11 protein-coding genes are annotated in these 14,831 nt (G+C 66.4%); 4 read left to right on the top strand and 7 right to left on the bottom strand.

Annotation, left to right across the window (positions count from 1 at the left end):
• Positions 1-3: 3 nt before the first annotated feature.
• The 4 genes from folE to HZZ13_RS17320 all read right to left on the bottom strand — a co-directional run bounded on the left by folE (position 4) and on the right by HZZ13_RS17320 (position 3,678).
• A complete protein-coding gene (folE, locus tag HZZ13_RS17335; protein WP_197960766.1) occupies positions 4-630 on the bottom strand; it encodes a GTP cyclohydrolase I FolE in 627 nt (208 codons plus the stop codon).
• Between the two features lie 165 nt (positions 631-795).
• Positions 796-1,689, bottom strand: coding sequence for an alpha/beta fold hydrolase (locus HZZ13_RS17330; protein ID WP_197960765.1), 894 nt, complete (start codon positions 1,687-1,689; stop codon positions 796-798).
• Positions 1,690-1,745: 56 nt separating this feature from the next.
• Entirely contained in the window at positions 1,746-2,573 is an 828-nt protein-coding gene (locus HZZ13_RS17325) for an HD domain-containing protein (RefSeq protein WP_197960764.1), read from the bottom strand.
• Between the two features lie 205 nt (positions 2,574-2,778).
• Positions 2,779-3,678 (bottom strand): LysR family transcriptional regulator, encoded by a 900-nt coding sequence (locus tag HZZ13_RS17320; RefSeq protein WP_197960763.1) that lies wholly within the window; start codon positions 3,676-3,678, stop codon positions 2,779-2,781.
• Positions 3,679-3,820: 142 nt separating this feature from the next.
• Between HZZ13_RS17320 and HZZ13_RS17315 the strand changes: the two genes are divergently transcribed.
• Genes HZZ13_RS17315 through HZZ13_RS17300 form a run of 4 tightly spaced genes read left to right on the top strand, consistent with a single transcriptional unit; the run spans position 3,821 to position 8,055 of the window.
• Positions 3,821-4,972, top strand: coding sequence for an ABC transporter ATP-binding protein (locus HZZ13_RS17315; protein WP_197960762.1), 1,152 nt, complete (start codon positions 3,821-3,823; stop codon positions 4,970-4,972).
• The gene (locus HZZ13_RS17310) at positions 4,965-5,912 is read left to right on the top strand and encodes a carbohydrate ABC transporter permease (protein ID WP_197960761.1); all 948 of its coding nucleotides are present in this window, start codon (positions 4,965-4,967) and stop codon (positions 5,910-5,912) included. Before HZZ13_RS17315 ends, HZZ13_RS17310 begins: the two co-directional genes overlap by 8 nt.
• Positions 5,909-6,745, top strand: coding sequence for a carbohydrate ABC transporter permease (locus tag HZZ13_RS17305; RefSeq protein WP_197960760.1), 837 nt, complete (start codon positions 5,909-5,911; stop codon positions 6,743-6,745). Before HZZ13_RS17310 ends, HZZ13_RS17305 begins: the two co-directional genes overlap by 4 nt.
• Before the next feature lie 29 nt (positions 6,746-6,774).
• Positions 6,775-8,055, top strand: coding sequence for an ABC transporter substrate-binding protein (locus HZZ13_RS17300; RefSeq protein WP_197960759.1), 1,281 nt, complete (start codon positions 6,775-6,777; stop codon positions 8,053-8,055).
• A 65-nt stretch (positions 8,056-8,120) separates the two neighbouring features.
• Here the strand turns inward: HZZ13_RS17300 and HZZ13_RS17295 are convergent, their stop codons facing one another.
• From HZZ13_RS17295 to HZZ13_RS17285, 3 genes are read right to left on the bottom strand one after another with little or no spacing between them, the layout of a single operon-like run.
• Positions 8,121-8,999: a transglutaminase family protein gene (locus HZZ13_RS17295; protein ID WP_197960758.1), complete on the bottom strand. Its 879-nt coding sequence runs from the start codon at positions 8,997-8,999 to the stop codon at positions 8,121-8,123.
• Positions 8,996-11,521: a circularly permuted type 2 ATP-grasp protein gene (locus tag HZZ13_RS17290; protein WP_197960757.1), complete on the bottom strand. Its 2,526-nt coding sequence runs from the start codon at positions 11,519-11,521 to the stop codon at positions 8,996-8,998. Before HZZ13_RS17290 ends, HZZ13_RS17295 begins: the two co-directional genes overlap by 4 nt.
• Before the next feature lie 27 nt (positions 11,522-11,548).
• A complete protein-coding gene (locus tag HZZ13_RS17285; RefSeq protein ID WP_197960756.1) occupies positions 11,549-14,818 on the bottom strand; it encodes a transglutaminase family protein in 3,270 nt (1,089 codons plus the stop codon).
• Positions 14,819-14,831 lie beyond the last annotated feature (13 nt).

Raw genomic sequence — 14,831 nt, 5'->3', positions numbered from 1 at the left:
GGATCAATCATCCGAATTGGCGAGCCCCAGCAGTTCCTGGCGCGTCAGCGCATTGTCGCGGAACACCCCCAACATGCGGCTGGTGACGAGATCGGTCCCGGGCTTGTGCGCGCCGCGGGTGGTCATGCAGTGATGCGTCGCCTTGATGATGACTCCGACGCCTTCCGGATTGAGCACATCGTTGATGGTATTGGCGATCTGAGCGGTCATCTTCTCCTGGATCTGGAGCCGTTTCGCGTAGACGTCCACCACGCGCGCAAGCTTGCTGATGCCGACGACGCGCCCCTGCGGAATATAGGCGACCCAGGCGCGACCGACGATCGGCGCCATGTGGTGCTCGCAATGGCTCTCGAAGCGAACGCCGCGCAGCACGATCATCTCGTCATAGCCTTCGATCTCCTCGAAGGTCTTTTGCAGGATTTCGGTGGGGTCCTGCGCGTATCCGGAAAAATACTCCTCGAAAGCGCGTGCAACGCGATTAGGTGTCTCGCGCAGACCGTCGCGCGAGGGATCATCGCCGGCCCAACGGATCATGGTCCGGATCGCCTGTTCGACCTCCGCCCTATCAGGCCGATCGGACGGCGTCTGCGCCACCGCGACACGTTCCAGCTTGCGCACTGATGACTTCATCAAGATCCTCCTGCAACGAGCCCGCATATGGAAGCGGGCCCACAGCTTGGACGACTGCAATCGGAAAAGGTTCCCGGAAGTCAGGGAAATTTGGAGAACCGGGACGGCCGAGCGACAGCGCTCCAATACCTTGGTGAGGAGCCCCCGAACGTGCGTCGGCACTCCCTATGACGCAGCCGCTTTTCGCACGTCGATCACGGCCTGTGCCCATTCGGCCGGCCGCTCCTGCGGCAGATTATGACCGGCATCGGTGAAGACGCGCCGCTCGAAAAACCCCTCGAACTTGCGCGCGTGGTGGGCGGTACCTGGATTGACGCCGTCGCTGTCGCCGTCGATCGCAATCGTGGGGACGCGGATCGGCGGCTGCGCGGCGAGCTTTGCCTCGATCCCCGCATAGGCGGGATCGCCGGCCACCAGCGCGTAGCGATGGCGGTAGGAGTGGATCACGACATCGACGAAATCGGGATTGTCGAATGACGCGGCGCTCCGCTCGAACGTTGCGTCGTCGAAGGCCCATTTCGGCGACCACATCGTCCAGAGCTGACGGGCAAAGCCGCGGCGGTTGCGCTCCAGCGCGCGGCGGCCGCGCTCGTTGTGAAACAGATATTGATACCAGAGCGCCGCCTCCTCCGGCGGCGAAGCCGGCTCCATGGCGAGGGCGATGTTCTGGATGTTGTAGGAATTGCCGGAGACGAGGCCGATCACGCGCTCCGGATGGAGCGCCGAGATCACGCACGCGGCGCGCCCGCCCCAATCGTAGCCCCCGACGATGGCGCGCTCGATCCCGAGCGCATCCATGAAAGCCAAGAGATCGGCGCCCAGCGCCGCCTGCTCGCCGGAGCGCAGCGTCTCGGGGAAGCGAAACCGCGTCGGCCCATAGCCGCGCAGCCAGGGCACCAGCACGCGTGCGCCGGCCTCGGCGAGGATCGGGGCGGTCTCGGCATAGGCGTTCACGTCGTAGGGAAAGCCGTGCCCCATGATGCAGGGCCAGCCGTCCGGCGCACCGTATTCGCGATAGGCGATGTCGAGGACGTCCGTGGCGACGGTTTTTTGTTGCATGATTTGCTCACGGCGTGGGGATATCGTAGCCCAGATGTGCGCAGCGGCATCCCGATCTATTTCTGCGGACCGGACAGTGAGATGTCGCGCTCGGCGCGGAACACGTTGCTGTAGAGATTGGCGATCCATTGCCGCCCGATCTCGGTCTTGTTGAGATAGCCGATCTCGGTCTGGATGTGGGGTGCGACGCTGTTCCAATAGAATTGCGGATAGCGGTTGACGATGTCGGCGGGCGAGTCGTAGCCGAGCTGGCGGTTGATGCCGACCTCCTCGAACTCGTAATAGAGCGCGTTGGCCTTGCGCAGATAGTTGGGATCGCCGAGCTGGCCGATGAAGTCGGCCGCACGCAGGATCGAGGCCTCCTCATCATATTCCTGCCCTTCACGGGCGGGAAAGCGCGTCCCCTCGATGGCGCGGGCGATCCGCTCGGAGTCGATGCCGCGGATCGGGGGCAATCGTCGCCGCACAAAGAGTTTCGAGCGATCGACGTGATACATCATCAAACTGGCATCCGATGCACCGCGCGGTAGCGACACCTTGGTCCCGGCCTCGTCGATGATGAAACCGTCTTCGTCATCCTCCGGAAACAGGCCGCGGACATAGCCAATGTCGTGCGCAAGACAGGCGATCAGGATGTGAAGGTAGTCCTCCGCCGCGAGATGCGCATGGAGATTACGTCCCGTGAGGATCGCCTGAGCCGCCAGCGTCACGAGCATGGTATGCTCGATGTTGTGGTAGAGCGCGTCGCTGTTGCCGATACACTCCATCGCTGTGCGCGTCGAGCCCTCCAGGACCCGGGCGGAAGGTTCGTCGTACCGGCGACGCATGAACTTACCCAGCATCGTCTCCAGGGTTTCCGCCGCCAGTCTCGGTAAGGTTATCATGGACGCAGCCCCGTCCGCCGCTGGTATCCCATGCCGTCTCCCGACGTCTCATTCTTGTCGTTGACGCAGCGGAGCATAGCCCACTTGGGCCGGGTAACCAAACTTCGGGACGGAAATACGTAAATACCTTGCCGTCCCGCTGCGCAACATCACGGCTGCCGTCACAGTTCGGCACAACCCAAAGCAGCCGGAACGCGGCCGCAGCTTAGGGCGCGGCCAGAATATCGGCCCCGTCGGACGGGCGCGAAAGGCTTCTGGCGAGATAGAACAGCTCGACCAGCTTGCCGCGCTTGCCGGCCAGCGAGAAGATGTATTCGGGCGACTCCGCCTCGATTTCCGCGATCGCCACCTTCGCGATCCGATCGATGCGGCTCGACCCGTGCTCCCAGACGAAGCCGACGCCAAGCCGGTTGGCGACCGCCTCCAGCATCCCCTCGCGCGTATTGACGATGATCGCCGGACTGGCGCGCAGGTTGAGGGCGCGAAACGCCCTGTCCACGGCGCGCTGGGTCGCCGAATCCCGGGTCCGGAACACCAGCGGATATTGCATGAGGCCGGCGATGGACACGCGCGACTCACGGCTGAGATCGTGAACGGGATGGCAGATCGCAACGACGCGCTGCTGCACGCAGCGCTCGCGCCGGAAGCGGGTGTCCGGCGGCACCTCCGGCAAGACGGCGACGTCGACGCGCTGGTCGACCACCGCGGCCATGATCGCCGACCAGCTGCCGATCTCGATGTTGATCTGGATCTTCGGATAGAGGTTGCGGAACGCCGCAATCAACGCCATGCCGGGCATGGCGTTGCCGAGCCCGATGCGAAGCTCGCCCCCCGCGAGCTCGTCGCGCTGCTGCAGGATGGCGAGCGCATCGGCCTCGACCGCCTGCATGCGGGCCGTTGCGGCATAGAGACGCCGACACAGCGACGTCGCGATCAGGGTCTGGCCGTGCCGGTCGAACAGCGCCACCCCGAACTCGGCCTCCAGATCGCGCACGAGCTGCGCAACGGCCGGCTGCGATACCCCGAGCCGCCTTGCCGCAGCGGCAAAGCTGCCGGTCTCGAACACGGCATTGACCGCCCGGACACGCGACGACGTCAACGCCACGACAACAACCCCGATTTCCCCGCCGACCCGCAAAAGCAAAACCTGGGATGACCATAAGGAAGGCCATTGACCGTTATGTGAATGTCAGACGCGCTTCCTACTCCTCATGCGCCGCAAACGGACCAGCAGGGGATCAGCGCGCATGGCGCAAATCGAACTTTCCGCAATCCGCAAGTCCTTTGACGGCACCGACGTCCTGAAAGGCATCGATTTCCACATCGCGGACGGCGAGTTCATCTCGCTGGTCGGCCCGTCCGGCTGCGGCAAGTCGACCCTGCTTCGCATCATTGCCGGGCTCGAGCCGCAAAATTCCGGCGAGGTCCACATCGACGGACGCCAGGTCGATGGCATTCGCCCGAGCGCGCGCAACCTCGCGATGGTGTTCCAATCCTATGCGCTGTATCCGCATTTGAGCACCTTCGACAACATCGCGGTGCCGCTGCGGATGCGGCGCCTCTCCGCGATCGAGCGGCTGCCGCTGTTGGGAGCGCTGCTGCCGAGCCGGCGCGCCAAGGAGCGGCACATTCGCGCCGACATCGAAGGCATCGCCGAGCAGCTCGACATCACCCCGTTGCTGCGGCGCAAGCCCGGGCAATTGTCCGGCGGACAGCGGCAACGCGTCGCGGTCGGACGCGCGATGGTGCGAGAGCCGCTGGCCTTCCTCTTCGACGAGCCGCTCTCCAATCTCGACGCCAAACTGCGCGTTCACATGCGCGCAGAGCTCGCCGAGCTGCATAGCCGCCTCAAGGCAACGTTCGTCTACGTCACGCACGACCAGGCCGAGGCGATGACGATGTCGAGCCGGATCGCCGTCATGATGGGCGGTGAGCTGATCCAGGCCGGCACGCCGGCTGAGATCTACAACGAGCCCGGCGACATCCGTGTTGCCGAATTCATCGGCAGCCCCAAGATCAACATCCTGCCCGGCCGGATCCGAAAGGACGGCGGCGTCGACGTGCTGGGGACCACCCTGAAGCTGACGTGCAATGCGGCGGCCGGCGATTGTCGCATCGGGGTCCGACCGGAGCGGATCGAGCTCGGCACGGGACCGTTCTCGGGAACCGTCGTCCATCTGGAGAATCTCGGCGCCGAGGCCTTCGTGCATCTCGCGGTCGAAGGCACCGGGTCGCGCCTGATCGCGCGGCTCGCGGACGTCAGGCATTTGCCGGCGATGGCAAGCCCCCTCGCCTTCGGCTTCGCATCAGAGACGGTGCGGATGTTCGATCCGGCCGGCAAACGCATCGAGCTCCGCGTGGAGCAGGCCGAGCGTGTCCGTGAGCCCGCCCATGTCTGACGGCTCCATGACGATCGGGGCGGCCGTCGCTCCCGCGGGCACGACAAGGCGCACGCTGCCGGCTCATGGCAGCCGGCGGACCCAGGCCGCCTACGCGCTGGTGACGCCGGCCGCAGCGCTCATGCTCGTCATGCTGCTCGGTCCGCTCGCCGGCGTGATCGCCCTCTCCTTCACCGATTATCAGCTCGGCGCGCCGCATATCTCCTGGATCGGGCTCGCCAACTACCAGGACCTGTTCGCCGACAAGGTATTCTGGACCGCGCTGCGCAACACGCTGACTTACGTCGTGATCGTGGTGCCTGGCGCCGTGATCGCCGGCCTTGCGATCGCGCTATTGATCCAGAGCGGCACCAGCCTGCGCAGCCTCTACCGGACGATCTATTTCCTCCCCGTCATGGCGACCCTGATCGCGATGGCGGTGGTGTGGGAATTCATGCTGCATCCGCAATTCGGCCTGGTGAACGGGCTGTTGCGGGGCGCGGGCCTGCCGGCCTTCGCCTGGCTGCAGGACCGCAACACTGCGCTCTATGCACTGTGCGCGATCGGCATCTGGCAGGCCGTCGGCTTCAACATGGTGCTGTTTCTTGCCGGCCTCGTCTCCATTCCCAAGCAGCTCTACGAGGCGGCCGAGATCGACGGTGCCTCGAGCGGCTGGGCGCGCTTTCGCCTGGTGACCTGGCCGATGCTCGGGCCGGTCACGACCTTCGTCGTCGTGATCTCGGGCATCCGCTCGTTCCAGGTGTTCGACACCGTGCACGTCTTGACCAAGGGCGGCCCGTCGAAATCCACGGAGGTCCTGATCCACACCATGTACACCGAAGGCTTCGAGTTCTTCCGCTCGGGCTACGCCGCAGCGATCACCGTCGTCTTCCTGGTCTTCGTTCTCGCACTCACGCTGATCAAATCGAGGCTCGCCGATCGCGGCGTGCACTACACATGAGCAACGCGCATCCCGTCCCGTTCCGGGCGATCCTCCGCCACGTGCTCCTGATCACGGGCGCCGCGCTCATGCTGGCCCCCTTCATCTGGATGATCTCGACCGCGTCCAAGCCGCAGACCGAGATCTTCTCCAGCGAGCTGCACCTGATCCCGCACCGGTTCGCGCTGATGGAGAACCTGCGCGAGGCCTTCGCCAAGGCCAATCTGCTGCGCTTTCTCCTCAACGGCGTCATCGTCACGGTCTCGATCTTCGTGCTCCAGGTGATGGTGGCGCTGCCGGCAGCCTACGCGCTCGCCAAGCTCCGCTTCCTCGGCCGCGAGACGCTGTTTGCGCTGGTGCTGTTCGGGATCCTGATCCCGCCGCAGGCGACTGCGATCCCGGTCTTCCTGCTGCTGCACAAGATCGGCCTGCTCGACAGCTATGCCGCGCTCGTGCTGCCCTTCACCATCTCGGTGTTCGGCATCTTCCTGATGCGCCAGTTCTTCAAGACCGTGCCCGACGATCTCGTCGACGCCGCGCGCATGGACGGCATCTCCGAATTCGGCATCGTCTGGCGGGTGATGCTGCCGGCCGCGATCCCGGCCGTGACCGCCTTCGGCATCTTCTCCGTGGTCGCGCATTGGAACGATTATTTCTGGCCGCTGATCGTGCTCAACAGCGAGCACTTGCGCACGCCGCCGCTCGCGGTGGCGCATTTCCGCAACAACGAGGCCGGCACCAGCTACGGCCCGCTGATGGCGGCGGCGATGGTGATCATCGCGCCGCTCGTGATCGCTTTCCTCTTTGCCCAGCGCCGTTTCATCGAGGGCATCACACTCACCGGGATCAAGTAACCGCGTCACCTCAAACAGGGAGTCTATCTATGCTGAAGTCCATCATCGCCGCTGCGGCTCTGTCGCTTGCAGCCGGATCTGCGCTCGCGCAGGCCCAGACCGAGATCGTGATGCAATATCCCTATCCGGAGCTGTTCACCGAGACGCACAAGCGCATCGCCGAGGAATTCGCCAAGGTGCACCCGGAGATCAAGGTCACCATGCGCGCGCCTTACGAATCCTACGAGGACGGCACACAGAAGGTGCTGCGCGAGGCCGTGACCAATCAGATGCCTGATGTCTCGTTCCAAGGCCTCAACCGCATCCGCGTCCTGGTCGACAAGAACATACCGGCCGAGCTCGACGGCTACATCGCCGCGGAGAAGGATTTCGACAAGCAGGGCTTCCACCAGGCGATGTTCGACATCGGCACCGCCAGCGGCAAGGTCTATGCCCTGCCCTTCGCGATCTCGCTGCCGATCGTCTACGTCAACCTCGACCTCGTGAAGCAGGCCGGCGGCGACGTGAACAATCTGCCGAAGAGCTGGGACGAGCTGATCGCGCTCGCCAAGAAGATCAAGGCGCTCGGCAACGACACCAATGGCGTCACCTATGCCTGGGACATCACCGGCAACTGGCTGTGGCAGGCGCCGGTGTTCTCCCGCGGTGGAACCATGCTCAATGCCGACGAGACCAAGGTCGCCTTCGACGGCGCCGAAGGCAAGTTCGCCATCAACACGATCGCGCGGCTGGTCAACGAGGCCGGCATGCCCAATCTGGACCAGCCGTCGATGCGCGCGGCGTTCACGGCCGGCAAGACCGGCTTCCACGTCACCTCGACGTCGGACCTCAACAAGGTCACGCAGATGACCGGCGGCAAGTTCGCGCTGAAGACGATTCCGTTCCCGGACGTCGCCTCGGCGAAGGGCAGGCTGCCGGCCGGCGGCAACGTCGTGCTCATCCTCGCCAAGGACAAGGCCAAGCGCGACGCGGCCTGGGAAGCGGTGAAGTTCTGGACCGGCCCCAAGGGCGCCGCGATCATGGCGGCGACGACCGGCTATATGCCGCCGAACAAGGTCGCCAACGAGGTCTATCTGAAGGACTTCTACGTCAAGAACCCCAACAACTACACCGCCGTCAGCCAGCTCGCGCTGCTCACCAAGTGGTACGCTTTCCCCGGCGACAACGGCCTCAAGATCACCGACGTGATCAAGGATCATCTCAACTCGATCGTCTCGGGCGCCCGCGCCAAGGAGCCGGAGGCCGTCCTCGCCGACATGGCCGCGGACGTGCAGAAGCTGTTGCCGAAGACCACCGGCGCGGCGCGCTGAGCGTGCTGACACCGACTGCACGGGACGCCTCCGGCGCCCCGTGCGGCAACGGCCGCGCGATCGGGCTACTCCACCTGCACCACGTCGACGGCGACGCCGAGCTTCTGCTTGGGCGAGCCGACGATGATGCCGTCGATCGGCGAGACGTCGGAAAAATCGCGCCCCATGGCCAGCACGATGTGATCGTTGCCGATGAGGAGATCGTTGGTCGGGTCGAGATCGATCCAGCCGAGCTCGGCCCCGCACCACAGCGAGACCCAGGCATGGGTGGCGTCGGCACCTTGCAGCCGCGGCTGGCCCGGCGGCGGAATCGTCCGCAAATAGCCGCTGACATACGCCGCGGGCAGGCCGAGCCCGCGCAGCCCGGCAATCATGACATGGGCAAAGTCCTGGCAGACGCCGTGGCGCTTGTCGAACACCTCGTCGAGCGGCGTCGAGATCACGGTCGCCTTCGGGTCGTAGCGGAATTCGCCGCGGATGCGTCGCATCAGGTCGACGGCGCCGGCGAGAACGCCCGCGCCGGGCGGAAAGCTCAATCCGGCGTAGGCGCTGACCGGGCGCAGCACCGGCACCAGGGGGCTGGCAAAGACATAACCGACGGGCGAGGACGGTCCGAGGCTGGTGGCTTCGAACGCGATGTCGCGGACGCTCTCCCAGGGTGGGCTGACCGCATCGCGCGCCGGCGGCCGGCGCGACACCGAGACGCGCGAGCGCGAGTCGATGCGCAGATTGCGATGGGCGGCTTCGATCGTCACGCTCTCGGTCAGCGTGCCGAAGAAGTCGCGCCGCTCATTGCGCTCGGCCGGGCGCGGATGGATCTCGACCTCGTGCGAGATCAGCTCCTGGCCGCCGCCGCTTGCGGGCTCCAGCCGCAGCGTGCAGCGGGCGAAGCTGACGGGATTCTCGTACTCATAGGTGGTGACGTGACGGATGTCGTAGATCACGCCAGCCCCGTCAGCTTTTCCGGCCGGCTGGCATTGGGACCGTGCGGGAAGTAGTGCTGCCCGATCGCCTCGCCGAGGCTGAGCAGATCCTGCTCCAGGGCGAACAGTGTCTTGACCTCGAGCTTCTCGGCCTCCGCGGTCGCGAGCATCGCCTGCATCGCTACTGCCAGACGCTGCGGTTTCTCGATCAGGCCATACTCCTTCAGGCTCGGCAGCGCGGCAATGTGCTCGTTCAGCGTCGTCACCTGAAACGCCACCGACCGCGGATTGTAGCCGTCGAGGACGGCGAGGTCGCGCACCGGGGCCAGGATCGGCGCCAGCAGATAGCGCGAGCGGTAGGTGATCTGGCAATCCACCAGCGTCAGCAGGATGTCGAGATCCTCATCGCCAGCCTCGTCATAGGCGAACTGGCGGGTGAAGCGCGTGGTGTTGATGGCGCGCTCGATGCGGCGGCCGATGTCGAGGAAGCGCCAGCCGGCGGCGCGGTTCATGTTCTCCTGCGCGAGCCCTGCGAAGCTTGCCAGCTCCTGCAAGGTCAGCTCGGCGGCGCTCAGCACGCTGTCGTCGTCCTCCACCTCGATGGCGAGGCGCTCGGCCATCTCGGTGATCACCTGCCAGGCATCGGGCGACAGCCGCTCGCGCAAGGAGGTCGCGGTGCGCAGGGCCGCGCGCACCAGCGACAGGGCCGAGCCGAAACGCTCCTCGCTCTGCAGCGCTTCAGCGACGATGCGCCCCGCGGCCGTGCGCGAGGATTGCGAGACCGCGCCCCAGGCCACCAAAAGGCGCTGGATGCGCTCGGCCGATTGCACCGAGGCCGCGGTGCCCTTGTTCGGCCCGCTCGGCGAGCCAAGCGCGCGCACCAGGCGCAGCGTCGCCTCGGCACGTTCGAGATAGCGGCCGAGCCAGAACAGATTGTCGGCGGCGCGGCTCGGCAGCACGCCGGCGATGCGGCGGATGCGCACCTTGTCGGTCGCAGGCAGGAGCGTCGCGGTTGCGACCTGCTTGTCGGAGACGACCCAGACGTCGGCGGCGCGCGCGCCGTCGCCCATCGACACCGCGCGGGCGTCCGGCTGCTCGGCGATCCGGCAGAAGCCGCCGGGCATGATCGCCCAGCCGTCGGGCGTGGCGGCCGCGAACACGCGCAGCACGAAGGGGCGCGGCGTGAGCTGGCCGTGCTCCCACACCGGCATGGTCGAGAGCCGCACCACCTCCTGGCCGACATAATCCATGCCGCGCGCGCCGATGGCATCGATCAGGCGCTGCCGGGCGCTGGCGTCGAGCTCGCTCGCAAGCACCGGACCGCTGGAGTCGAAGCCGGGAACGCCGCGGCGATAAGCGCCTTCGATCGCGACTTCATCGAGCCGCGCCAGCACCTCGTCGCGTGCCACGCGCTGGCCGCACCACCAGGTCGCGATGTGCGGCATCTTCAGGTCTTCGCCGAGCAGGCGGCGGCTCAGCGCCGGCAGGAAGCCGAGCAGCGCCCGCGCCTCCAAGACGCCCGAGCCCGGCATGTTGGCAATGACGACGCCGTCCTTGCGCAGCACGTCGATCAGACCGGGCACCCCGAGATGCGAGGAGGCATCGAGCTCGAGCGGGTCGAGCGAGTTGGAATCGACCCGGCGCAGGAGCACATCGAGCCGCTTCAGGCCGGCGACGGTGCGGATGTGGACGCGGTTGTCGCTGACCGCGAGATCGTCGCCCTCGACCAGGAGGAAGCCGAGATAGCGCGCCAGCGTCGCATGCTCGAAATAGGTCTCGCTGAAGCTGCCGGGGGTGAGCACGCCGATCCTGGGCTCGTCACGATCGGCGCGCGCGCGAAGTGAGTCGCGGAACGCCTCGAAGAACGGCGCAACGCGCGGCACGTTCATCGACTTGTAGAGGTCGGAGAAGGCGCGCGACAACACCAGGCGGTTCTCCAGCGCGTAGCCGGCACCCGATGGCGCCTGGGTGCGGTCGCCGAGCACCCACCAGCGGCCGTCGGGCCCGCGGCCGACATCGGCAGCATAGATCGAGAGATAGCGCCCGCCGGGCGGCGGCACGCCGCACACGGGACGGAGATATTCGGGGCTGCCGGCGATCGCGGCGGCCGGGAGCGCGCCTTCCGCCACGAGCCGCCCCTCGCCATAGATGTCGCGCAGCACGCGCTCGAGCAGCTCGGCGCGCTGCGTGATGCCGGCGCAGAGCTGCTGCCAGTCGGCTTCATCGATCAACAGCGGCAGGTGGCTGAGCGACCAGGGCCGGTCGGCGCTATCGCCGGGCGCGCGATAGGTGACGCCGGCCTCGCGCAGGTGACGGTCGGCCATGCCGAAGCGCCGCTCGATCTCGTCGGGCGCCAGCGCGCCGAAGGCGTCGAAGAAGCGGCTCCAGACCGCGCGCGGGGCGCCGTCCGGCCCCAAGAACTCGTCGGGGATACCCGGCAGCCGGCTATAGTCGCGGACCCATTGCGCGAGGCGGCGCTGGCCTTCACGCTGGCCTTGCGCCTTTCCCGCCTTGTCGTCCTGCTCGGCTGCGCCCTCGGCCATGCGCCTCTCCCTGCCCCACCGTCATACTCATTGCAGGAGCGGGGTCCGCAAGTCGAGGGTCAGCGGAAACTCATTTGTGCGTTCCTCGGGCGGCGGCTGCATCGGCCCGGGGGTGTGGCCGTGGTCCTGGAAGCGCGCCAGCCGCCGGGCCTCGGCCTCATAGGTGTTGACCGGCTTGGTATCGTAGTTGCGCCCACCGGGATGGGCGACGTGGTAGACGCAGCCGCCGAGCGAGCGGCCGTTCCAGGTATCAATCAGGTCAAAGGTCAGCGGTGCGTGGACGGGGATGGTCGGGTGCAGGCCGGAGGCCGGCTGCCAGGCCTTGAAGCGGACGGCGGCCACGGCTTCGCCGGAGCGGCCGGTCGGGGTCATTGGCAGGCGGCGGCCGTTGCAGGTGACGACGTGGCGGCCCTCGACGAAGCCTTCCGCCTTGACCTGGAGCCGCTCGACCGAACTATCGACATAGCGCACGGTGCCGCCGGCCGAGCCTTCCTCGCCGAGCACGTGCCAGGGCTCCAGCGCCTGCCGCAGCTCCAGCGTCACGCCGCCATGATGGATGCGGCCGAACGCGGGGAAGCGGAATTCGAGCTGGGCCAGATACCATTCCGGCTCGAACGGATAGCCCGATTGCTTGAGCTCGCCGAGCACGTCGAGAAAATCGTCCCAGATGAAATGCGGCAGCATGAAACGGTCGTGCAGCGCGGTACCCCAGCGCACGAACTTGCCGCCCAGCGGCTCGCGCCAGAACTTTGCGATCAGCGCGCGGATCAGGAGCTGCTGTGCTAGAGACATGCGCGGATCCGGCGGCATTTCGAGCGCGCGGAATTCGACGAGGCCGAGCCGGCCCGTGGGTCCTTCCGGCGAATAGAGCTTGTCGATGCAGATCTCGGCGCGGTGGGTGTTGCCGGTGATGTCGACCAAGAGATGCCGGAACAGCCGGTCCACCAGCCAGAGCGGCGCCTGATGTCCGGGCGGCGGCACGTGCGAGAGCGCGATCTCGAGCTCGTAGATGCTGTCGTGGCGCGCCTCGTCGATGCGCGGCGCCTGGCTGGTCGGGCCGATGAACAGGCCGGAGAAGAAATAGGACAGCGCGGGATGGCGCTGCCAATACAGCACCAGGCTCTTCAAGAGATCGGGCCGGCGCAGGAACGGCGAATCCTGCGGCGAGGAGCCGCCGACCACGACGTGATTGCCGCCCCCGGTGCCGGTGTGACGGCCGTCGACCAGGAAACGGTTGGCGCCGAGGCGGACCTTGGCGGCATCCTCGTAGAGGCCGGTGGTGATCTCGACGGCATCGCGCCAGCTCTTGGCCGGCTGGATGTTGATCTCGATGACTCCAGGATCGGGCGTCACCTTGATCACCTCGATGCGCGGATCGAACGGCGGCGGATAACCCTCGACGTGGACGGGAAGCTGCATCTCCTCGGCAGTGTCCTCGAGCGCCGAGATCAGCTCGAGATAATCCTCGATGCGCTCGACCGGCGGCATGAAGGCGCAGATCACGCTGTCGCGGATCTCCACCGCCATCGCCGTGCGCACGGGAATCGCCGTGTTGAGATGCTCCGGGGCCGTGCGCGGCGGCGATGGCGGGCGCGCCATGCGGGTGAACACCGGCAGCTTGCCCCGCGGCTCCATCGGATCCTGCTCGACGATGTAGGGATATTGGTTGGGCGGGACGTAACCGAGCGAGCCGATCGGCAGGCGCAGGCCGAGCGGTGAATCGCCCGGCGTCAGGAACAGATGATTGCGCCGGAGCGGCCAGCGTTCGCTGCGCCAGCGCGGCGGCGCATTCCAGCGCTGGATCGGCAGCACGAAGCCGCGCGGCGTGTTCAGGCCCTGGTCGAACACCCGCGCCATGCGTGCGCGCGCTTCGGGATCGGACAGCTTGGAATCGGTGGGATCGACATTGACCGGAAGCTCCGCTTCCTTCTGCAGCCAATAGGCGGGATCCTCATAGGCCGGCATGATGTAGCCGAGGTCGAGACCGAGCCGCGCCGCCGTGCCTTCCATGAAGGCCTCGGCGTCCTTGACCTCCGGTCTCCTCGGATTCTCGATCCTGGCGATGAGATCGGCGTTCTTCCAGATCGGTACGCCGTCCTTGCGCCAGTAGAGGCCGAAGGCCCAGCGCGGCAGGCTCTCGCCGGGATACCATTTGCCTTGGCCGTAATGCAACAGCCCGCCCGGCGCGAAGCGCGCGCGCAGGCGGCGGATCAGATCGTCGCCGAGTGCGCGCTTGGTCGGACCGACGGCCTCCGTGTTCCACTCGCCCGCTTCGAGATCGTCGACCGAGACGAAGGTCGGCTCGCCCCCCATGGTGAGCCGCACGTCCTGGGCGGCGAGATCGCCATCGACCTGCTCGCCGAGGTCGTTGAGCCGCGCCCAGGATTCATCGGAGAACGGCTTTGTGATGCGCGGCGCCTCGCGGATCCGCTTCACGCTCATGTCGAAGGAGAACTCGACCTCGGCAAAGCCGGCCCCGCCGGAGATCGGCGCCGCCGAACGGTAGTGCGGCGTGGCTGCGACCGGGATGTGCCCTTCCCCTGCGAGCATGCCCGAGGTCGCATCGAATCCGATCCACCCCGCGCCCGGCAGATAGACCTCGGCCCAGGCGTGCAGATCAGTAAAATCGTTCTCGACTTCCGGCGGTCCCTCGATCGGATCGATGTCGGGACGGATCTGGATCAGATAGCCGGAGACGAAGCGGGCGGCGAGCCCGAGGTGGCGCAAGGTCTGGATCAAGAGCCAGGCGGAGTCGCGGCATGAGCCTGCGCCGGAAGCAAGCGTCTCCTCCGGCGTCTGCACGCCCGGCTCCATGCGGATGATGTAGCGGACCTTCTTCTGGATCTCGCGATTGAGCTCGACCAGGAAGTTGACGGTGTTCGGGGCCTCGTGCGGAATCGAATCGAGGAACTTGGCGAACAGGCGATCGGGCTTGATGGTCTCGAGATAAGGCGCGAGCTCGGTCTTGAGGTCCTTGGGATATTCGAACGGAAAGCTGTCGGCATAGGGCTCGACGAAGAAGTCGAACGGGTTGACCACGGTCATCTGCGCCGTGAAGTCGACCTCAAATTTCAGCTCGGTGGTCTTCTCCGGAAAGACGTAGCGCGCCAGCCAGTTGCCTTGCGGGTCCTGCTGCCAGTTCACGAAATGATTGGAGGGCGTGACCTTGAGCGAATAGCTCAGGATCGGCGTGCGCGTATGCGGCGCCGGCCGCAGCCGGATGGTCTGCGGGCCAAGGTCGATCGGGCGGTCGTATTTGTAGTGCGTGACGTGGTGTAGCGCGACGTAGATCGACACGGGTTGCGGTGCT

The sequence above is a fragment of the Bradyrhizobium agreste genome (genome assembly GCF_016031625.1).
Taxonomy (GTDB): domain Bacteria; phylum Pseudomonadota; class Alphaproteobacteria; order Rhizobiales; family Xanthobacteraceae; genus Bradyrhizobium; species Bradyrhizobium agreste.
This window is presented reverse-complemented; position numbering and strand designations above follow the sequence as displayed.

Bases quoted from the DNA above. Each gene is read 5' to 3' on its own strand.
- folE (WP_197960766.1), bottom strand. From the start codon at position 630: ATGAAGTCATCAGTGCGCAAGCTGGAACGTGTCGCGGTGGCGCAGACG.
- HZZ13_RS17330 (WP_197960765.1), bottom strand. From the start codon at position 1,689: ATGCAACAAAAAACCGTCGCCACGGACGTCCTCGACATCGCCTATCGC.
- HZZ13_RS17325 (WP_197960764.1), bottom strand. From the start codon at position 2,573: ATGATAACCTTACCGAGACTGGCGGCGGAAACCCTGGAGACGATGCTG.
- HZZ13_RS17315 (WP_197960762.1), top strand. From the start codon at position 3,821: ATGGCGCAAATCGAACTTTCCGCAATCCGCAAGTCCTTTGACGGCACC.
- HZZ13_RS17310 (WP_197960761.1), top strand. From the start codon at position 4,965: ATGTCTGACGGCTCCATGACGATCGGGGCGGCCGTCGCTCCCGCGGGC.
- HZZ13_RS17305 (WP_197960760.1), top strand. From the start codon at position 5,909: ATGAGCAACGCGCATCCCGTCCCGTTCCGGGCGATCCTCCGCCACGTG.
- HZZ13_RS17300 (WP_197960759.1), top strand. From the start codon at position 6,775: ATGCTGAAGTCCATCATCGCCGCTGCGGCTCTGTCGCTTGCAGCCGGA.
- HZZ13_RS17290 (WP_197960757.1), bottom strand. From the start codon at position 11,521: ATGGCCGAGGGCGCAGCCGAGCAGGACGACAAGGCGGGAAAGGCGCAA.